Raw genomic sequence first — 19,790 nt, forward strand, 5'->3', positions numbered from 1 at the left:
GCGCGGCGGCATCACGCAGCATCGCAACATCCACGCATCCAGAACCGCAGCCCTGAGCGCAGGCCGCCAGGCGGGCCGCGCGTCCCATCGGGGCGCATCCCAGGAGGAAGACAGATGAACCGCGAGCAGCAGCCCCCCATGAACCCATCCCGGCGCCGCGCGCTGGCCGCCATCGGCGCGGCCGGTCTCGGCGCGTCCGGCCTGCTGTCGCCGGGCAGGCAGGCCCTGGCGCAGAAGCCCTGGCCCGAACGACCCATCAACTACATCGTGCCCTTTCCGCCGGGCGGCCTGACGGACGTGGCCGCGCGCCAGGTCGGCAAGGCGCTGGGCGACGCCGAGCGCTGGAACGTGGTGGTGGAAAACAAGCCGGGTGGCGCCGCCAACATCGGCGCGGCCCACGTATCGCACGCCACGCCCGACGGCCATACCTGGCTGGCGATCACGCTGTCGCACGCGGCCAACGCCACGCTCTTCGCCGGCCGCGCCGGCTACGACCTGATCCGCGACCTGACCCCGCTGGCCGGGCTGGCCTCGTCGCCCATCATGGTGGTGGTCAATGCCAAGAGCAACATCCGCAGCATGGAAGACCTGGCGCGCGCGGCCCGCGCCAAACAGCTGTCGGCGGGCTCCAGCGGCAATGGCACGCCGCCGCACCTGACGCTGGCGCTGTACCAGAAGCTGACCGGCACGGCGCTGATGCACGTGCCTTACAAGGGCGGCGCGCCCTCGCTCACCGACCTGATCGGCGGGCACCTGGACGTGGTGTTTTCCAACTACCCGGAATCACTGCCGCACGTAAAGGGCGGCGCGCTGCGGGCGCTGGCCATCACCACGCGCGAGCGCACGGCCGACCTGCCCGAGGTGCCCACCGTGGCACAGACCGGCCTGCCGGACCTCATCGTCGAGAACTTCACTGGCGTGCTGGCGCCGGCCGGCACGCCACCGGCCTTGGTGAACCGCATCGGCGCAGCCATCGTCCGGCAAATGTCACAGCCCGCCTTGCAACAGTCGCTGGCGCAACTGGGCTTCGTGCCGCAGCCGCGCGGGCCGGAGGCCTTCGGCGCCTACCTGAAAGCGGAAGTCGAGCGCTGGGCCCGCATCATCCGCGACGCCAACATCCAGATCGCCTGATCCCGCCGGAGCACCGCCATGCGCATCGTCATATCGGAATTCATGGACCCCCCCGCCGTCGATGCGCTGCGCGCGCGCTTCGACGTGCGCTACGAGCCGGAGCTGGTGGACCGCCGCAACGGACTGCTGCAGGCCATGGCGGAAGCGGACGCGCTCATCGTGCGCAACCGCAGCCAGGTGGACGCCGCCCTGCTCGCCAGCGCGCCCCGGCTGCGGGCGGTGGGCCGGCTGGGCGTGGGCCTGGACAATATCGACCTGACCGCCTGCGCCGCGCGCGGCATCGCCGTGGTGCCGGCGACGGGCGCCAACGCCCGCGCCGTCGCCGAGTATGTGATCGGCACGCTGCTGGTCCTGCTGCGCGGCGCCTATGGCGCCAGCGCGGCGGTGGCCGACGGGCAGTGGCCGCGCTCCGCGCTGTCCGGGGGACTGGAGGCGCATGGCCGCACGCTGGGCGTGGTGGGCTTCGGCGGCATCGGCCGCCTGGTCGCGACGCTGGCGCGCGGCCTGGGCATGCGCGTCGTCGGCCACGACGCGGCGCTGCCGGCCGGCCATCCTTCCTGGGGCGAATGTGGCGTGGAATCGTGCCCGCTGGCCGCCCTGCTGGCCGACATCCGTCAGGGCAGGCTGACCGCCCCGCCCGGCCTGATCCTCACGCCCCATATCGCCGGACTGACACGCGAAGCCAACGCCCGCGTTTCCGACATGGTGGCGTCCGGTGTGACAATAGCCCTTACCGGCGGCGACCGATGAACGATTCCGGCGCGCCCACTGACGAGAAGGATATGGCTCACATCTATCTGGACGAATTGCAACACCTGGCGGCGGCCGGCCTGGCCGCCGCCGGCGCCAACCCCGCCATGGCCGACAGCACCGCCCGCGCGCTGGTCTTCGCCGAAAGCCAGGGACTCAGCTCGCACGGCCTGTCGCGCGTGCCCTTCTATGCCGGCCACCTGCGCGCCGGCCGGGCCATCGGCTCGGCGGTGCCGCGCATCGTGCGCGAGCGCGGCGGCGCGGCGCTGATCGACGCCGGTTCCGGGCTGGCCTTTCCCGCCTGCGCGCTGGCCGTCGAACAGGCCGGCCTGCGCGCCCGCGAGCACGGCGTGGCCTTCATCGGCGTCGCCAACAGCCATCACTTCGGCGAGGCCGGCTACCACCTGGAAGCCATGGCCGACCTGGGCCTGGTTGGCCTGGCGCTGAGCAATTCGCCCGCCGCCATGCCCGCCTGGGGCGGCAAGCGGCCACTGTTCGGCACCAATCCCATCGCCGCCGTCTTTCCCCGGCGCGGCGGCGCGCGGCTGGTGATCGACCTGTCGCTGTCGCAGGTGGCGCGCGGCAAGCTGATGATCGCCGCGCGCGACAACCAGCCCATTCCGCTGGGCTGGGCGCTGGACGCCGACGGCAATCCCACCACCGATCCCAAGGCCGGCCTGGCGGGCAGCATGCTGCCCGCCGGCGGCGTCAAGGGCGCCATGCTGGCGCTGATCGTCGAGCTGCTGGCCTGCGCGCTGACGGGCTCGCACTTCGGCTTCGAGACCGAGTCCTTCTTCGTCGACGAAGGCGGCCCGGCGCGGCTGGGCCAGGCCTTCATGGCGATCGATCCCGGCGCCCTGGCCGGCAACGATGCCTACCTGGAACGGGTGGAGACGCTGGTTGACGTCATGCTGGAAGATGAGCACGTGCGCCTGCCCGGCGACCGCCGCCGCAAGCTGCGCGACGAGGCGCTCAAGCACGGCGTGGAATTGCCCGAGGCGCTGATGGCGCAGCTGCGCGCCATGGCAGGCGCATCATGATCCAACAAAATGAGGCGGCTGGATCCACCCACCCCGGTCAATGCCCGTGACTGAACCAAAGCATCAACGGCGCCAGCAGCAGGAACACCACCGTCGACACCAGCACCGCGCCGGCGGCGGTGTCGCCCAGGTCCGTATAGCGGCGCGCGTACATGTAGCTGACCACGGCGCAGGGCATGGCCATCTGCAGCGTCAGCGCGCCGGCCAGGACGGCCTCCAGGTCCAGCGCCCACACCACGAACAGTCCGGCGGCCAGCCCCGTGACCAGGCGGATGGCCGCCACCTTGGCGCCGTCGCGCACGCCGCCTGACGGGATCAGCGCCAGCGCGTGCCCCAGGCTCAGCAGCATCAGCGGCACGGTGACCGCGCCCAGCATGCGCGCGGTCTCGATCAGCCAATCGGGCACCGGCACGTGCGCCACGCGCATGCCCACCGCCGCCAGCGAGGCCAGCAGGATCGGGCTTTTCCAGCTGCCGCGCGTATTCACGCCGGGCAGCAACCGCACCGCCACCGTGTGCATGATGAAGGAGTTCACCGCGAAGAACGCCACCGCCACCGACAGGCCCGCGTCGCCGAAAGCCAGCTGCGACATGGGCAGCCCCAGATTCCCGGCGTTGGGCAGGAAGGCGGTGGGCAGCAGCGTGCGCACCGGCAGTTTCAGCACTTTGAGCAGCAGCGCGCCGGCCAGCGCGCACAGCAGCAGCGCCAGCACCGTGGCGGCCGCCACGTCGGCCAGCGCGCGATCGTCCAGCCGCGTGGTGACGAAGGTATGGAACACCAGGGCGGGCGTGGTCACCGACGTGACCAGCGTGGTGATGAAGGAGCCGCCGAACGGCAGGTCGCGCTTGCCCCAGTAGACGCCGATGCCCACGCAGAACAGCAGGGGCAGCATCAGCACGATGGCCGAGAGATAGAACTGGACGATGGCCGGCATGCGACGATTCCGTCAAAGATCAAGGGGGCAATACGTACAGGCGCGAAGGTTTGCGGCTTTCTGGGATGACGGCCGAACATGGTCCGCATCATCCACCCGCCAGCGCCCGCCGGCGCCAGACGCCATGCCGCAATCCCTTCCCGGTTCCGCCGACCGACCCGCCGACGCGCCGGCCGATACTCCTGCCACCCCTGCCCGCGCCGCGCCAGGCTCGCGGCCCGCCGCCCTGCCGCTGTCGCCTCGGCAGGCCCAATGCCTGCGCTGGGCGGCCATCGGCAAGACCAGCTGGGAAACCTCCCGCATCCTCGGCCTGAGCGAAAGCACGGTCAACTTCCACCTGCGCAACGCCTGCGAACGGCTGGGCGTGCGCGGACGGCGCGCCGCCGTGGCCAAGGCCCTGCAGGAAAAACTGCTGGATGCGTTCACGGCGTCTTCTTGAGCACGACCGAATCCAGGAATTCGCGCGCGCGCTCGCGCGGCAGCCCTTTCTCGCTGCCGGCCGCGATGGCCTCGATCAGCATGGTGTCGGTCACCCAGACGCGCGCCAGCATCCAGAAAGGTTGGCCGCCGCTCTGGCCCCGTATCTCGATGTCCTGGCCATAGGGCGGAAACTCCAGCGGCGGCTGCACCTGCAGATTCAGGTACAGCGACCGCATCGCCGCCACGCCCAGCCCCCGGCTCGCGCCCGGGCTGGCGGCGATCTCCGCCGGCAGCGGCGCCGAGACCACGGCGAACATGCCGTCGCCGACCTTGGCGCTGGCCATAGTGACGGGCATGGTCATGGTGTCGACCCGGGTGTCCCGGGTCTCGGTCTTCACCGTGTCGGGAAAGGCGGCCCGCACATGGCCATCGGCCACGTCCAGCTCGCGCCAGTTGTAACTGGGCGAACAGGCCACGATGGCGGCCAGCGCAACGATCGCGCCGGCTTTCTTGAACGTGAAACGAAACAGCGATGAAATCGTCATTGTCCGCAGGGCCTCACGACCTGTTCAAACCAAGGAAGCCAGAAATTGTCGCCGATTTCGATGACCCCCGCGCCCGACGGCACGCCACTGGCCAATTATCTCTGGCCGGCCGCCCCCAACGTCCCCCCGCCGATCGACGGCCCGGGCACGCCCAGCATCTACCTGCTGCATGGCCTGAGCGAGCATGCCGGCCGCTATGACCGGCTGGCCCGCTGGCTGACCGCGCGCGGCTGGGTGGTGGGCGCGCACGACCACCGCGGCCATGGCCGTTCCAGCGGGCGGCCCGCCACGCTGGTCCAGGAAGATGACCTGGTGACCGACGCCGTGGACCGGCTGCGGGCCTGGACCCGCGCGCAGGGCCGCCCACCCATTCTGCTGGCCCACAGCCTGGGCGCGCTGGTGGCTGTGCGGATCGCGCTGCGGCGCCTGGTGGAACTGGACGCACTGGTGCTCAGCTCGCCGCCCTTCGTGGTGCACGTGCCGCCCTGGGTGCGACGCACGCTGACCTGGATGTCGCGCCACACGCCCGATCTGCGCGTGCCGCACGGCCTGGCGCCGGCCCGCATCTCGCACGACCGGGCCGTGGTCAAGGCCTACCGCAGCGATCCGCTGGTGCGTCGCAGCATGACGGGCCGGCTGGCGCGCTTCGTCGACGAAGGCGGCGCCGCCTCGCTGCGCGAAGCCCATCTGCTGTCCTGCCGCACCCTGCTGATGGTGGCGGGCGACGATTCCATCGTGGCCGCCGAAGGCAGCCGCCAGTTCGCCCAGCGCGCGCCGGCCGAGCTGCTGACCCTGCGCTGGTACGACACCGCCTGGCACGAGATCTTCAACGAAACCGCCCCGATCGCGGACCCGGTCTACGCCGACCTGGATGAATGGCTGGCGCGCACCGCGCAGGCATTGTCCCTGTCCCCAGTATTGACTCCCTCGGCAGAGGAGGCCAGCACCCCGTAAAATCCGGCGACAGACCCGAACGAGAAGACTCCGTGACCGATACCGCCGCCAACCGCTACGCCCGCCTGGAAGCCAACCTGCCGCTGCTCAAGGACACCCTGCGGGGCATCGAGAAAGAAGGCCTGCGCGTGGACGGCCAGGGCAAGCTGGCCCTGACGCCCCACCCCGCCCGCCTGGGCTCGGCGCTGACCAACGAACACGTCACCACGGACTACTCCGAGTCGCTGCTGGAACTGATCACCGGCACCCACCGCGACGTCGACGCGCTGCTGGGTGAGCTTAGCGATACCCACCGCCACGTCTACAGCGTACTGGGCCAGGAGCTGATCTGGAACCAGTCCATGCCGGCCACGCTGCCCGGCGAGGCGGACATCCCCATCGCCTGGTACGGCACCTCCAATACCGGCATGCTCAAGCACGTCTACCGCCGTGGCCTGGCCGAGCGCTATGGCAAGACCATGCAGTGCATCGCCGGCGTGCATTACAACTACTCGCTGGCCGACGGGCTGTGGGACGTGCTGGACACCGCGCCCGGCACCACCCAGGACCGCCGCTCGCGCGGCTATATCGGGCTGATCCGCAACTTCACCCGCTATTCCTGGCTGCTGATGTACCTGTTCGGCGCGGCGCCGGCGCTGGCGCGTGATTTCCTGCGCGGCCACGAACACCCGCTGCAAAGCCTGGGCGACCACACGCTGTACCTGCCGCACGCCACCAGCCTGCGCATGAGCGACCTGGGCTACCAGAACAAGGCCCAGTCGCAGCTCAAGCTCTGCTACAACGACCTGGACACCTTCCTGGGCCGCCTGTTCGATGCCGTCACCCAGCCCTGGCCCGATTACCAGAAGATCGGCACCCACCGCGACGGCCAGTGGATCCAGCTCAACACCAACGTGCTGCAGATCGAAAACGAGTACTACTCGAGCATCCGCCCCAAGCGCGCCACCGGCCGCTGCGAGCGCCCGATCACCGCGCTGGCCGAGCGCGGCGTGCAGTACGTGGAAGTGCGCTGCCTGGACATCGACCCCTACGCGCCGGTCGGCATCCAGGCCGAGACCGGCCGCTTCGTCGATGCCTTCCTGCTGTTCTGCGCCGCATCCGACAGCCCCTACTTCCCCGCCAGCGGTTATTGCCAGCGCAGCGCCGACAACTTCTCCACCGTCGTCAAGGAAGGCCGCAAGCCCGGCCTGCAACTGGACCGCGAAGGCCAGCCCGTGAGCCTGGCGCAATGGGGCAACGAACTGCTGGACCGCATCGCGCCCTACGCCGCCCTGTATGACTCGGCGCTGGGCGGCGACGCCTACGCCCGCGCGCTGGCCGCCCCGCGCGCCCCGCGCGGCGATCCCGATGCCACGCCCTCGGCGCGCCTGCTGCGCGAGCTGGTCGACGGCGGCGTCTCGTTCCACGACTACTCGCTGGACCTGAGCCGCAAGCACGCCGAGACGCTGCGCGCGCAGCCGCTGCCCGCCGCGACGGCCGCCGCCTATGAGCAGGCCGCGCGCGACTCGGCCGCCGAGCAGATCCGCATCGAGCAGGCCGACACGGAGGATTTCGACACCTATGTCGCCCGTTACCACGCCGCGCTCAAGGCGCCGCGCAAATAAGGCGTATCGTTAGGGTTTTGGTCCGAGGCGCGGCGATGCCCGCCGGCGGGCCGGTCGTTCGTCACACCAGGAGGTCTTACTCATGCGCCGCATCGCAACCGCCCTGCTGGCCCTGGCCGCCAGCATGGCCAGCGTCGCCCACGCCGCCCCGCCGCCCATGCAAACCGTGGAGTCGGTGGACCTGAAACGCTACGCCGGCATGTGGTACGAAATCGCCAACTTCCCCATGGTGTTCCAGCGCGACTGCGTGGGCGACACCACGGCCGAATACACGCTGCATCCGGACGGCAGCGTGGGCGTGAACAACCGCTGCCGCAACAAGGACGGCGAGGTCGATTCCGCGTCCGGCACGGCCACCGTGGTCGAAGGCAGCAACAACGCCAAGCTGGAAGTCACGTTCCTGCCCCCCTTCAAGGGCGACTACTGGATCATCGGCCTGGACCCGGAATACCGCTGGGCCGTGGTCGGCACGCCCGACCGCAAGTATCTGTGGATCCTGTCGCGCTCGCCCCAGCTGCCGCAGGAAGAGCTGGACCGCGCGCTGGCCGCCGCCAAGGCGCAGGGCTATCAGCTGGATGAGCTGCGGTATACGCCGCAGAAGTAGCGTTCGCGTCTCCCCCAGCCATCATTTTCTGAGCGCGGCCCGGACCCAACCCATCCTGGCCCCTCGGTAAACCGCAGATTGCCGACGCGCCAGGCGCGGACTATGGTGCGGCCTATCTCATGCAAGATACGCCCGCCCATGACCCCTGTCCTCAATCGCAAGCGCTCAACGCGCGCCTCGTCGCGCAAGCCCGGCACGCGGCTCCCACGCAGCCCATGCCCCCAGACGCTTCGCGCCAAGCTTCCGGGCATGATGCACAATCCCCCGCACCCAGGCGAAATCCTCCGGGAGAACGTCATCGAGGCATTGGGCCTGTCCGTCACCGAAGCCGCCAGCCGGCTGGCCATGTCGCGCGTGGCGCTGTCGCGGGTGCTCAACGGCAAGGCGGGCATCAGCCCAGACCTGGCCGTCCGGCTGGAGCAGGCCGGCGCCAGCACCGCACGGGCCTGGCTGGCGATGCAGGCCAACTACGACTTGTGGCAGGCGCAACAGCATGAGCAGCCGCCGGTACGGTCATTGGCGGCCACGGACTGATATTTCGCAGGAAGACGCGCAACGCTTCGGGACTGGCGCTCACCGCAGCCCCATCATCACCAAGGTCGCCCGCGTCAGATCGCTGTCCGGATCCTCCAGCTCATTGACCAGATCGAAGTGATTGCACTGCGGCGTGGCGATGCGCGTGGACTGCAGGCCGGCGGCGCGCCAGGCGGCCTCATAGGCATCGGTCTGATTCTTGAAACCCTGCGTCTCCAGGCCGCCCACGGCCAGCAGCATGGGACCGGCCTGCGCGGGCAGGTGAAAGATCGGGCTTTGCAGCCTGGCCTGCTCGGGCGTCAGGCGCAGCCAGTCGTTGACGCTGATGTCGCACAGCGGGCGCAGGTCGAACAGGCCGCTCAGGGCCAGCGTGCCCTTGATCACGTCGTCCGGCACGCCGTAGCGCGCCTGCCAGTCCGGCGCGGCCAGCATGCCCGCCAGATGGCCGCCGGCCGAGCTGCCGCTGACGTAGATGCGCGCGGGATCCACGCCATAGGCGGCGGCGTTGCGGTACAGCCAGGCCACGGCGGAGCGGACCTCGCGCACCACCTCGGGCAGCGTGGCTTCGGGCAGCAGCGTGTACTCCAGCGTGGCCACGGCGGCGCCGGCCGCGTTGAACGCCTCGGCCATGACGGGCGCGTCTTCCTTGCGCTGCGAGCGCCAGTAGCCGCCATGGATGAACACGAACAGCGGCGCCGAAGCCTGCGCGGCGGCCGGCAGGAACAGGTCCAGCCTTTCGTCCTGGCCCATGCCGTACCGCAGGTTCAGCACGGCCGGCCGGCGCGTGCGCACGCGCGCCGCCGATTCCGCGTAGCGGCGCACGCAGGCGTCGAAATCCGCGACCGAGGCGCGCGCGTTGTACTGCACCTCGCGCTCGGCGATCGAGGCGAAGAAAAGATCGGGAGTGACGTCACGCATGAAGGGCCTGCCTGTCCTGGGTCGAGATGATGTGTTCGATGAACTGCGCGGTCTTGCGGTAATGCGCGGCCAGCATGGCCGCCGACTTGTCGGCGTCGCGCGACAGCGCCGCGTCCAGCAGCTGGCGGTGCTCGTCGTCGACATTGCGCTCCGGCCCGTAGGCGGTCGCGCCGGCGCGCGCCGGACGGCGGTAGCGCTCGGTCTGCGCATACAGCTGCGTGGACAGATCCAGCAGCCAGTGCGAGCGGCAGGCCCCGATCAGCGCGTGGTGGAAATCCAGGTGGCGCGCTTCCAGCAGCTCTTCCAGTTCCTGGTCCGGCGGGACGGCCTCGCCGGCTCGCTGCGCGGCCAGCGTCAGCGCGTGATAGGCGCCCACCAGCCGCGCCTCCCAGGCGTCGTCGGCGTTGCCCAATGAACGCCGCAGCGCCTCGCAATCGATCAGGATGCGGGTTTCGCAGGCGTCCCACATTTCCTCGACCGACAGCGGCGCGATGCGAAAACCGCGCGAGGTGGTGCTGACCACCATGCGCTCGCTGCGCAGGCGGTTGAGCGCCTCGCGGATGGGCGAGAAGCTGCTGCCGTAGCGCTGCTTGAGCAGCTCCAGGCGCAGCGACTGGCCCGGCGCGAAGGCGCCGCTCATGATGTCCCGCCGCAGCAGCCGGTAGACCTGCTCGGACAGCGTGATTTCTTCTATTTCGGGGCTTCCGTCCGACCCGGGCTCGTCCAGGCGGGACGCTTTGATTCTTGGTCTCAAGATGCTCTCCAGACAGGCGGCTTGGTCCGCGCGCGGCGCGGGCGCGCCGGCGAGCCGGCCGCGCGGCGTGCGCGGCTGGCTGATTGCGGCCGCTGCGGCGCGGCGACGCGCGGGCGGCTCATTCTACCCGCGCGCCCTGGCCTCGGCCGGCGTCTTGCCCTCGTCCAACCCCTCGTCCAGCCCCTCGTTCAGGTCCGGCTCCTGTCCGTCGTCAAAGCGGGCGGCCCGCAACGGCCGGCGGTTCACCCGCAGGTCGAACACGTCGAAGCGGTTGTAGTGGCCCACGATGTCGTGCATCTGCCTCGGCTGGATGCAACGCGACAGGTCGATGTCGGCATAGACAATGCCTTCATCATCGATCAGCGGTTCGCCGATGACACGGCCGTCCGGCCCGATGATGCCGGAGAACGCGCTGTTGCGGCGGGCCAGCGTCTCGCGGGCCTGCGGGTGGCTGGCGCCGATGGCATCCTGAATCTCTTTCGAGATCGTGGAGCAGGACACCACGGTGAACACCTTGCCCTCGAAGCTGTGGGCCGAGGCCCGCAGCCGGATCGCCTCGGCCATGTCGTAGTCGGGCGGCGCCACCGGCAGCGAGATGTAGCTGGCCACGTGCACCATCTCGCCCTGCGCCAGCAGCGAGAAGCGCGCCAGGGTGTTGGTGTTCTCGCCGCAGGCCAGGCCGCCCAGCTTGCCGACCGGGGTGTCGTACACGCGCAGCGACTCGCCGTCGCCGTGCGCCCAGGTCAGCTTCTCGGCCCAGGTCGGCACCAGCTTGCGATGCCGGCCCAGGATGCGGCCTTCGTCGCTGATGAACACCATGGTGTTGTAGATGGTGCTGACGCCATGGCGGCTGCGCTCGTTCACGCCCATCACTACGTGGACGCGATGCTGGCGCGCGGCCTGGGCGATGCGGCGGATTTCCGGGCCGGGCAGTTCGATGGCGCTGCGGCACAGCTTCTCGAACCAGGGGCTGGCCTCGACCGGGTTCATCACCCAGCTCCAGTACGGATAGGCCGAGATGTAGACCTCCGGGAACGCGACCAGCTTGGCGCCGTTGCCGGCGGCCTCGGATATCAACGCGCAGGCCTTGTCGACGGTGGCGTCGGTGTCCAGGAATACCGGCGCGGCCTGGACCGCGGCGGCCTTGAATACAGGCAGGTTCAACATGCGTTCGTCTCCGTTCAGATGCCCAGGTAGCGCTGCGCCAGTTCCGGCTGCGCCGACAGCTCGGCGGGTTTGCCGGACCAGGCTACGCGCCCCTTGTCCACGATGTAATGCCGGTCGACCAGGGTGGCCATTTCCGGCAGGTTCTTGTCGATCACCAGGATGGTCTGGCCCTCGGCCTTCAATGCGCGCAGGCAACGCCAGATTTCCTGGCGGATCAGCGGCGCCAGGCCTTCGGTGGCCTCGTCCAGGATCAGCAGCTTGGGATTGGTCATCAGCGCGCGGCCGACCACCAGCATCTGCTGCTCGCCGCCGGACAGCGTGCGCGAGGACTGGCCGCTGCGTTCCTTCAGCCTGGGAAACAGTTCATACACGCGCTCCAGCGACCAACCGCCGGACGCGGGCCGCGCCGTGGCCACCAGGTTCTCGCGCACGCTCAGCGAACCGAACACGCGCCGCCCCTCGGGCACCAGGCCCACGCCCAGGCGCGCCACCGCGCTGGGCGCCGAGCGGCCCAGCACGCGGCCACGGAAGGTCACGCTGCCGCCGGTGGCGGGCAGCATGCCCATCAGCGTCTTGACGGTGGTGGTCTTGCCCATGCCATTGCGGCCGATCAGCGAGATGACTTCGCCCTCGCTGGCCTCGAAGGCCATGCCGAACAGCACCTTGCTGGACCCGTACCCGCCGGTCAGCTCCTCAACCTTCAACATGCGCTTCTCCCAAAGCCCGCGCCTCGCCGGCGCTTTCCTCGCCCAGGTAGGCGGCGCGCACCTCCGGATGGCGGCGCACCGCGTCGGGCGGCCCGCTGAACACCACCTTGCCGTACACCAGCACGCTGATGCGGTCGGCCAGCGCGAACACGGCGTCCATGTCGTGCTCGACCAGCAGGATGCCGTACTGCCCCTTCATGCCTTGCAGCAGCCGGGTCATGCGGGCCGATTCCTCCGGCCCCATGCCGGCCATGGGCTCGTCCAGCAGCAGCAATCGCGGCGAGCGGGCCAGCGCCACGGCCAGCTCCAGCTGGCGCTTCTCGCCATGCGCCAGGTCGGCGGTGCGCACATGGCGGCGGTCGCGCAGGCCCACGTGCTCCAGCCAGCCCAGCGCCTGCTCCTTGAGCCCGGCGTCGCGGCGCGGGTCGGACCAGAGCTGAAAGGCCCGGCCGGTCTTGAGCATGCAGGACAGGATCACGTTCTCCAGCGCCGTGTATTCCTGGCACAGCTCGGTGATCTGGAACGAGCGGCCCAGACCCAGCCGCGCCCGCTCGAAGGCGCGCAGCGCCGTCACGTCGCGGCCGTCCAGGTGGATGGAGCCGGAATCGGGCCGGATCTCGCCGCAGATCTGCGCGATCAGCGTGGACTTGCCTGCGCCGTTCGGGCCGATGATGGCGTGGATCTCGCCGGCGCGCACGTCCAGGTCCACGCCGTTGGTGGCCACCACCGCGTCGAAGGCCTTGCGCAGGCCGGACAGGCGCAGCAGCGCGCCGGCCTCACCATGAGCAGCAGCGTCGCCATCGCGACTGTTTCTACCGGGGCCGCGCGGATCCGGCTCCGCCGGTCCGCCGAGGCGCCCCCTTGAGGGGGAAGCGCGCAGCGCTTCGGGGGTGGGCTTAATCAGCATGGCGCGTCTCCAAGAGGCTGCCGAACAAGCCCTTTTGGCCGCACAGCACCACCAGCACCAGGATCGGCCCCATGTACAGCAGCCAGTGCTCGGTCAGCGATGTCAGCACCTGCTCCAGCCCCAGGAACACGGCGGCGCCGGCGATCGGCCCCAGCAGCGTGCCCACGCCGCCCAGGATCACGATGGCCATCAGCTCGCCCGACTTGGTCCAGGCGGCCATGTCCGGCGTCACCAGGCCGGCATAGTTGGCCCACAGCACGCCGGCCAGGCCGGTGCCCACCGCCGACAGCACGAAGGCCCCCAGACGGTACGGCGTGGGCGCCACGCCCAGATTCAGCGCGCGCCGCTCGCTCTGGCGCAGCGCCTGCAGCACCATGCCGAAGCGCGAGCTGGTGATGCGCATGCACAGGAGCGTCCAGACCGTCAGCAGCGCCAGGCACACGTAGTAGAAAACCAGCGGGCTTTCCAGGTTGATGCCCGGCAGCGTGTTGCGCGCCGAGATCATCAGCCCGTCGTCGCCGCCGTAGAACTGCAGCGACACCAGGATGAAGTACACCATCTGCCCGAACGCCAGCGTGATCATGATGAACTGCACGCCGCGCGTGCGCAGCGCCAGGTAGCCGAAGACCCAGCCGGCCAGCGCGCACACCGCCAGCGCGATCGGCCAGACCACCAGCGCCGCGTTGCTGCCGGCCCAGCCGAAGATGGGTCCGGCCTCGGACGTGTGGAAGGCGATGATGCCCACGGCATAGCCGCCCAGGCCGAAGAACATGGCGTGGCCGAAGCTCACCATGGCGCCATAGCCGATGACCAGGTCCAGGCTGACGGCTGCCAGGCCATAGATCAGGAAGCGCGTCACCACGCCGATCAGGAACGGCGAGCCCGATGCCGCCGCCGCGGCCGGCAGCAGGATCAGCAGGGCTAGCCCCGCCAGGCCCCAGCGGCCGCGATTGGAAAGTGTCATGCCCATGCTCATCCTCGCGCCGGGAACAACCCGCCCGGCTTGGCGATCAGCACGATCGCCATCAGTACGTAAATGCTGGCCGAGGCCAGGCCCGCGGCCAGCGGATCGGCGGTGGCCGGCGAGAACACCGCGCCCAGCAGCTGCGGCAGAAAGGCGCGCCCCAGGCTGTCCACCATGCCCACCAGCAGCGCGCCGGCCAGCGCCCCGCGCACCGAGCCCACGCCGCCGATCACGATGACCACGAAGGTGGTGATCAGGATGCGCTCGCCCATGCCGATCTCGACGGCCAGCAGCGGCGCGGCCATCACGCCCGCCAGGCCGCACAGCAGCGCGCCCAGGCCGAACACCAGGGTGTAGAGTTTCTTGATATCCATGCCCAGCGCGTCGACCATCTCGCGGTCGTCGGCGCCGGCGCGGATCAGCATGCCGACGCGGGTGCGGTTGACCAGCCACCACAGGCCCAGCGCCACGGCCGCGCCGATGGCGATGAAGGCCAGCCGGATGATCGGGTACTGGAAGCCCGGCGCCAGCGTCGCCGCGCCTTCCAGGAAGGACGGGATGCCGACCAGCGGCGGACGGCGGCCGAAGATCAGGCTGACCGCCTCGTTGCTGAACAGCAGCAGGCCGAAGGTGGCCAGCACCTGGTACAGGTGATCGCGCTTGTAGAGCCGGCGTATCACCAGGATCTCGACCGTCAGGCCGTACAGCCCCGCCCCCAGCAGCGCCGCCAGTACGCCCGCGAGGAACGAGCCGGTGGTGCCGATGGCGTAGGCGGCGCAGTACGCGCCCACCATGTAGAACGAGCCGTGGGTCAGGTTGACCACGCCCATGATCCCGAAGATCAGGGTCAGTCCGGCCGCCAGCATGAACAGCATGGCGCCGAACTGCAGCCCGTTGAGCAACTGCTCGAACAATAGCGTCATGACGGCATCTTGCAGAGTTGGGCGTAGGCGTCCTTGTCATCGGACACCAGCTTGCGGACCAGGCGCGGCGACAGGCTGCCGTCGGCGCCCTTCTCGACGCGCATCAGGTACAGGTCCTGGATCGGGTGCTGGTTGACGTTCATGCTGAACTTGCCGCGCAGCGAGGCGAACTCGGGCTTGCGCAGCGCGGCGCGGAATTCGGCCGCCTTGGACAGGTCGCCGCCGGTGGCCTTCAGGCCCGCGCCGATCAGCTGGGCCGTGTCGTAGGCCTGCATGGCGTAGTCGGTGGGCGCGCGGCCATAGGCCTTCTTGAACGCTTCCACGAAGGCCTTGGACTGCGGATTGTCGAAGTCCATCGACCAGATGCCGGTGGTGTAGGCGCCCAGCGAGGCGTCGCCGGTGGCCTGGATCATGCGGGCATCCATCGAGAAGCTGGGCATCAGCATGGGGATGGTCTTGTTCAGCCCGGCCGCCGCGTACTGCTTGACGAAGTTGATGCCGGTGCCGCCGGGATGGAACTGGTAGATCGCGTCGGGCGCCAGCGAACGCAGCCGCGCCAGCTCGACCGAGAAGTCCGACTGGTCGAGCTTGGTGTAGATCTCGGCCGCGACCTCGCCCTTGTAGGTGCGCTTGAAGCCCTCGATGGCGTCGCGGCCGGCCTGGTAGTTCGGCGCGAGCAGCACCACGCGCTTGTAGCCCAGTTCATTGGCCGCCACGCCGCCGGCGGTGTGGAAGGCGTCGTTCTGGTAGGACGCGACGAAGTAGTTGGGATCGCACTTCTCGCCGGCGAAGTTCGACGGGCCGGGGTTCAGGCTGACGTAGAACGCGCCCGACTTCACCACGCCCGGCACGACTGCCGCCAGCACGTTCGAGAAGTTCACGCCGGTGTAGAGCCTGACGCCCGATTGCAGCAGCCGGTCGGCGGCCTGCTTGGCGTTGGCGGGCTTGAGCCCGTCGTCCTCGATCACCAGCTCGACCGGCACGCCGCCCAGCTTGCCGCCGCCCTGCTGGATGGCCAGGTTGAAGGCGTCGCGCTCGTCCTCGCCGATGTAGCCGGCCGGCGTGGACAGCGTGGCGATGAAGCCGATCTTCACCGGACCGGCCGCCTGCGCCGACGCGCCCGCGGCCAGCGCTAGGCATCCCAGGATCATTTTGCAGTTCATGTTTTTCCCCTTGGAGACTGCATGGCCCGGCGTCTCGCGCCGGGCGGATTCATTGCTTGGAATGCCGGCCCTTACACGGCCACGACCGGATGGCGCAGCGTGCCGATGCCCTCGACGCCGGCCTCGACCACGTCGCCCGGCCACAGCCATTCCTGCGGGCTGCGGCCCGCGCCCACGCCTTCCGGCGTGCCGGTGGCGATGATGTCGCCCGGCTCCAGCGTGATGCCGGCGCTGATGTCCGAGATCAGGAACGGCACCTTGAACAGCATGTGGCGCGTGTTCGAACCCTGCTTCTTCTCGCCGTTCACCGTGAGCCACAGGTCCAGCTTCTGCGGATCCGGGATCTCGTCGGCGGTCACGATGCAGGGACCGAACGGCGCATAGGTGTCCTGGCCCTTGGAATAGATCCACTGGCCGGCGCGGCGGCAGTCGCGCGCGCTCATGTCCAGCATCACGCTATAGCCGAACACGTAGGACAGCGCGTCGGCCTCGGCCACGCGCGCGGCGCGCCGGCCCATGATCACGGCCAGCTCGACTTCCCAGTCCAGCTGCTGCGTGATGCGGGCGTTGTGCTCGATCGCATCGCCCGGGCCGATCACGGTGGTGGGCGGCTTGGAGAAGATCACCGGCTGCTTGGGCAGGTCGGCGGACGTATCCAGCGTGCGGCTGGATTCCTCGACGTGCTCGACATAGTTCAGGCCGATGCCGAAGATGTTCTTGCGCGGGCGCGGGATGGGCGCCAGCAGCTTGACGTTCTCCTGCGGCAGCGCGGCGCCCACGGGCCAGGCGCCACGGAACTGTTCGAGCAGGCGCGCGGCCTGCGCCAGCGCGGCCGGGCCCAGGTCGATGAAGCTCAGCATGTCATCGGGCAGCGCCACGCCGCCGGCCTGTCCCAGCAGGGCCAGGTCGATCACATAGCCGTCGGCCAGCGCGCCAAGACGGCCAGCGGCGGCGGGATGGGCGCGAAAAGTCACCAAGCGCATAGGAACTCCAGAAAATTCAAGACGAGTGGATACGGGCGTCCCGGCGGGCCGGGGCGTCGGAGAGAAAATCGTTGTTGGAACCGCGTCAGATCAGCGTCTGATGACCGTCGTTGTCCTTGAGCGCCTCTTCGCGGTACAGCGACAGCGCGCGCATGACCGGCAGGTCGTTGAAACAGAACAGGCAGGCGTCGTCGTTCGAGGACAGGTTGACGTGCTCGTGCATGGCCCAGGACGGCACGCAGAAGATGTCGCGCTCGGTCCAGTCGTAGCGCCGGCCCTCGATGATGGAATAGCCGCTGCCCTTGGCCACCTGGTAGATGAAGCTGCCGGTGTGGCGGTGCGCCTTGGTGTGTTCGCCCGGCCGCAGCAGCTGCATGCTGGCGCCGATGGTCGGCATCACCGGCCCGCCGGTCATGGGATTCACGTACTCCAGCAGCACGCCTTCATAGGGGCTGCCGGCGGTGACGCGCGCGTAGCGGCGCAGCGCCTCGTAGGTGGGCTCCCATTCGTACTTGAACAGCGGCGAATAGGGCTTGGTCCAGCCCGAGGCCTGCGGACGCAGCGCCACGCCGCCCCAGGTGGCGGTGGTGTCGTCGACTGGATGCGTGACGGCCTGGTTCAGGTCCGGATGCACGGCATAGAAGCCGGCTTCCAGCGCGTTGACCAGCGGGATGTCCAGGCCGTCCTGCCAGATGCAGGTGGTGCCGTCCTCGGACACGCCGTGTTCGTGCCAGGTGCCGTTGGGCGTGAGCACGAAGTCGTTCGCGCCCAGCGTCATCTTGTGGCCGTCGACGATGGTGTATGCGCCGCTGCCTTCCATGATGAAGCGCAGCGCCGAATGCGAGTGCGCGTGCGCCGAGGCCAGCTCGCCGGGCTTCATCACCTGCAGGCCCGAGTACAGCCAGCCCACGGCGGCGGCCACGTCGCGACGGCCGGGATTGTTCAGGTAGATCACGCGGCGGCCGGCTTCCTCGGGCGAGACCAGCTCGGCCGAGCGCAGCACGTGGCCGCGCAGGTCCTGGTAGCGCCAGACCACCGGCACCGAGGCCGAGCGCGGCGCCCAGGGCTCGATCTTGTTCGCCACCGTCCACAGCGCGCCGGTCTCCAGCCGCGCCAGCTCCTGGTAATAGGCGACGCGCTCCGGCGAGTCGGCCACATTGGCGCGGCCTGCCCGGTCTTCGCGGTATGCGTCGTACCTGTTCGTCTCCATCCCAGCCTCTTTTTATAAAAAGATTTAGATTTTCGAAAATATTAAATCCGGGGATGGCGCCTGATCAAGAATCGCGCGCTAGGGGTTTTCCTGGGGACAATCAGCCTGCAAAAACCACTGTACAAAATCACAGTTGTCCTGATACATTGCGCTCGCCTGTGCAACCCGTCGCCTGGAGACGCTCATGTCCGAAGCCGCTCACGTCATGCAATACATCGTCGTACCCTATCGCGCCGCCGGCGTCGCCCCCGGCGAGATCCGCCCCGCCAGCAGCGAGTTCGGCGCGATCCGCATCGCCAATTCCATGGCGGCGAAATTCGCCGGCGTGGCCGCCTACGAGGTCATGGTGGACAAGGAAACCGGCGACATGGGATCGCCTCGCATCCTGGCGCAGATCGGCACCGTGCCCGCGCTGGACGATTGAGCCGGCGGCGCATGAACGGACGGGCCGACGCCCGTCCGGCCTGACGCGGCCCGAGGTCGGGAAAGCCATGAGCCGCTACGGCTTGCGCCGCTCGCGCGCGCATGGGTAAGGTGGGCGCCTGCCGTCGCGGCATCCACCGGAGACGAAACCTTGGCCCGACTTCACCGCTTCCTGTCGCGCTGCGCGCTCGTCGCCTGCGCGTTCGGCCTGCCCGCCGCCGCCCAGACCCCGCCCGTCAAGCTGGTGGTCGGCGCACCGCCCGGCGGCACCACGGACACCGTGGCCCGCAACATCGGCCAGCACATGAGCCAGACGCTCCGGCGCACCGTCATGATCGAGAACCGTCCCGGCGCCGGCGGCAACATCGCCGCCGACTACGTCGCCAAGAGCGCGCCCGACGGCAACACGCTGCTGGTCACCTTCACGAGCTTTTCGATCAACGCCTCGCTATACCGCAAGCTGCCCTTCGACCCGGTCCGCGACTTCACACCCATCAGCATGCTGGCCCGGGTGCCCAGCCTGCTGGTGACACGCAAGGACTTCCCCGCCCAGGACATGGCCGCCTTCGTCGAACAGGTCCGGGCGCATCCTGGCAAGTACACGATGGCGGTCGGCGCGCTGGGCTCGTCGCTGCACATGGCCGGCGAGCGCATGAAGATGATGGCCGGGCTGGATATCCTGAATGTGCCCTACAAGGGCACGGCGCCGGCGATCAGCGACCTGCTCGGTGGCCAGGTCGACATGATGGTCGCCAGTTCGCTCAACGCACAGCCGCATATCAAGTCCGGCGCGCTCAAGGCGCTGGGCCTGACCAGCCCGCAGCCGCTGCCGCAGTTTCCCGGCGTGCCGCCCATCGGCGACACGATCAAGGGCTTTGAATCGAATGCCTGGTTCGCGCTGTTCGGCCCGGCAGGCATGCCGGCCGACGTTGTGGCGGCGCTCAACGACGCGGCGCGCCATGCCGTGGCGTCGCCGGATTTCCGTCGCCTGCTCGACGCCGAGGCCGCCACCGCGGTCAGCAGCAGCCCGCGGGAACTGGACGCCTTCGTGCGGCAGGACATCACGCGCTACGCCGAGATCGTCAAGTTCACGGGCGCGACGCTGGACTGAGCGCCGGGGATCGGCGTCGGCATGCAGTGACCGGAATCGGCCGC

22 protein-coding genes are annotated in these 19,790 nt (G+C 69.4%); 10 read left to right on the plus strand and 12 right to left on the minus strand.

What is annotated here, in order from left to right:
• Positions 1-114: 114 nt before the first annotated feature.
• The 3 genes from AC6LJ5_RS23170 to AC6LJ5_RS23180 are packed head-to-tail and all read left to right on the plus strand — an operon-like array spanning position 115 to position 2,921.
• A complete protein-coding gene (locus tag AC6LJ5_RS23170; protein WP_498141734.1) occupies positions 115-1,131 on the plus strand; it encodes a Bug family tripartite tricarboxylate transporter substrate binding protein in 1,017 nt (338 codons plus the stop codon).
• A gap of 18 nt (positions 1,132-1,149) precedes the next feature.
• A complete protein-coding gene (locus tag AC6LJ5_RS23175; RefSeq protein WP_498141735.1) occupies positions 1,150-1,881 on the plus strand; it encodes an NAD(P)-dependent oxidoreductase in 732 nt (243 codons plus the stop codon).
• Between the two features lie 32 nt (positions 1,882-1,913).
• Positions 1,914-2,921 (plus strand): Ldh family oxidoreductase, encoded by a 1,008-nt coding sequence (locus AC6LJ5_RS23180; protein ID WP_392410894.1) that lies wholly within the window; start codon positions 1,914-1,916, stop codon positions 2,919-2,921.
• Positions 2,922-2,958: 37 nt separating this feature from the next.
• Here the strand turns inward: AC6LJ5_RS23180 and AC6LJ5_RS23185 are convergent, their stop codons facing one another.
• Positions 2,959-3,855, minus strand: a complete 897-nt coding sequence (locus AC6LJ5_RS23185) for an AEC family transporter (protein ID WP_498141736.1) — start codon at positions 3,853-3,855, stop codon at positions 2,959-2,961.
• A 124-nt stretch (positions 3,856-3,979) separates the two neighbouring features.
• Here AC6LJ5_RS23185 and AC6LJ5_RS23190 point away from each other — a divergent pair, with 124 nt between their 5' ends.
• On the plus strand, positions 3,980-4,294 hold the full coding sequence (locus AC6LJ5_RS23190; RefSeq protein WP_103272205.1) for a helix-turn-helix domain-containing protein: 315 nt from the start codon (positions 3,980-3,982) through the stop codon (positions 4,292-4,294).
• Here the strand turns inward: AC6LJ5_RS23190 and AC6LJ5_RS23195 are convergent.
• On the minus strand, positions 4,278-4,820 hold the full coding sequence (locus AC6LJ5_RS23195) for a hypothetical protein (RefSeq protein ID WP_392410891.1): 543 nt from the start codon (positions 4,818-4,820) through the stop codon (positions 4,278-4,280). The genes AC6LJ5_RS23190 and AC6LJ5_RS23195 overlap by 17 nt on opposite strands.
• 60 nt (positions 4,821-4,880) lie before the next feature.
• On the opposite strand from AC6LJ5_RS23195, the gene AC6LJ5_RS23200 reads away from it, so the two are divergent.
• From AC6LJ5_RS23200 to AC6LJ5_RS23215, 4 genes are all read left to right on the plus strand, one after another.
• Positions 4,881-5,774 (plus strand): alpha/beta hydrolase, encoded by an 894-nt coding sequence (locus AC6LJ5_RS23200; RefSeq protein ID WP_392410890.1) that lies wholly within the window; start codon positions 4,881-4,883, stop codon positions 5,772-5,774.
• 32 nt (positions 5,775-5,806) lie between these two features.
• Positions 5,807-7,378 (plus strand): glutamate--cysteine ligase, encoded by a 1,572-nt coding sequence (gene gshA / locus AC6LJ5_RS23205; RefSeq protein ID WP_498141737.1) that lies wholly within the window; start codon positions 5,807-5,809, stop codon positions 7,376-7,378.
• A gap of 82 nt (positions 7,379-7,460) precedes the next feature.
• Positions 7,461-7,982, plus strand: a complete 522-nt coding sequence (locus AC6LJ5_RS23210; protein WP_392410889.1) for a lipocalin family protein — start codon at positions 7,461-7,463, stop codon at positions 7,980-7,982.
• 252 nt (positions 7,983-8,234) lie between these two features.
• On the plus strand, positions 8,235-8,516 hold the full coding sequence (locus AC6LJ5_RS23215) for a HigA family addiction module antitoxin (protein ID WP_498141746.1): 282 nt from the start codon (positions 8,235-8,237) through the stop codon (positions 8,514-8,516).
• 39 nt (positions 8,517-8,555) lie between these two features.
• Here AC6LJ5_RS23215 and AC6LJ5_RS23220 read toward each other — a convergent pair whose 3' ends face one another.
• The 10 genes from AC6LJ5_RS23220 to AC6LJ5_RS23265 form a co-directional block, all read right to left on the minus strand.
• Entirely contained in the window at positions 8,556-9,434 is an 879-nt protein-coding gene (locus AC6LJ5_RS23220; protein WP_498141738.1) for an alpha/beta hydrolase, read from the minus strand.
• Positions 9,427-10,188: a GntR family transcriptional regulator gene (locus tag AC6LJ5_RS23225; protein ID WP_103272199.1), complete on the minus strand. Its 762-nt coding sequence runs from the start codon at positions 10,186-10,188 to the stop codon at positions 9,427-9,429. The genes AC6LJ5_RS23220 and AC6LJ5_RS23225 overlap by 8 nt, the downstream gene beginning before the upstream one ends.
• Before the next feature lie 123 nt (positions 10,189-10,311).
• Entirely contained in the window at positions 10,312-11,355 is a 1,044-nt protein-coding gene (locus AC6LJ5_RS23230; RefSeq protein WP_392410886.1) for a carbon-nitrogen hydrolase family protein, read from the minus strand.
• Between the two features lie 14 nt (positions 11,356-11,369).
• On the minus strand, positions 11,370-12,062 hold the full coding sequence (locus AC6LJ5_RS23235; RefSeq protein ID WP_103272197.1) for an ABC transporter ATP-binding protein: 693 nt from the start codon (positions 12,060-12,062) through the stop codon (positions 11,370-11,372).
• Complete coding sequence (locus tag AC6LJ5_RS23240; protein ID WP_392410885.1) at positions 12,049-12,969, minus strand: ABC transporter ATP-binding protein; 921 nt, start codon at positions 12,967-12,969, stop codon at positions 12,049-12,051. The genes AC6LJ5_RS23235 and AC6LJ5_RS23240 overlap by 14 nt, the downstream gene beginning before the upstream one ends.
• Positions 12,959-13,939 (minus strand): branched-chain amino acid ABC transporter permease, encoded by a 981-nt coding sequence (locus AC6LJ5_RS23245; protein WP_498141739.1) that lies wholly within the window; start codon positions 13,937-13,939, stop codon positions 12,959-12,961. Before AC6LJ5_RS23245 ends, AC6LJ5_RS23240 begins: the two co-directional genes overlap by 11 nt.
• A gap of 2 nt (positions 13,940-13,941) precedes the next feature.
• Positions 13,942-14,856: a branched-chain amino acid ABC transporter permease gene (locus AC6LJ5_RS23250; protein WP_103272195.1), complete on the minus strand. Its 915-nt coding sequence runs from the start codon at positions 14,854-14,856 to the stop codon at positions 13,942-13,944.
• On the minus strand, positions 14,853-16,019 hold the full coding sequence (locus tag AC6LJ5_RS23255) for an ABC transporter substrate-binding protein (protein ID WP_103272194.1): 1,167 nt from the start codon (positions 16,017-16,019) through the stop codon (positions 14,853-14,855). Before AC6LJ5_RS23255 ends, AC6LJ5_RS23250 begins: the two co-directional genes overlap by 4 nt.
• A 71-nt stretch (positions 16,020-16,090) precedes the next feature.
• Positions 16,091-17,002, minus strand: a complete 912-nt coding sequence (locus AC6LJ5_RS23260; protein WP_103272193.1) for a fumarylacetoacetate hydrolase family protein — start codon at positions 17,000-17,002, stop codon at positions 16,091-16,093.
• 85 nt (positions 17,003-17,087) lie between these two features.
• Positions 17,088-18,212 (minus strand): cupin domain-containing protein, encoded by a 1,125-nt coding sequence (locus AC6LJ5_RS23265; protein WP_498141740.1) that lies wholly within the window; start codon positions 18,210-18,212, stop codon positions 17,088-17,090.
• Positions 18,213-18,396: 184 nt separating this feature from the next.
• Between AC6LJ5_RS23265 and AC6LJ5_RS23270 the strand changes: the two genes are divergently transcribed.
• Positions 18,397-18,636 (plus strand): hypothetical protein, encoded by a 240-nt coding sequence (locus tag AC6LJ5_RS23270; protein WP_498141741.1) that lies wholly within the window; start codon positions 18,397-18,399, stop codon positions 18,634-18,636.
• 150 nt (positions 18,637-18,786) lie between these two features.
• Positions 18,787-19,746, plus strand: a complete 960-nt coding sequence (locus tag AC6LJ5_RS23275) for a Bug family tripartite tricarboxylate transporter substrate binding protein (protein ID WP_498141742.1) — start codon at positions 18,787-18,789, stop codon at positions 19,744-19,746.
• Positions 19,747-19,790 lie beyond the last annotated feature (44 nt).

Source organism: Achromobacter sp. 1011791174 (genome assembly GCF_059760925.1).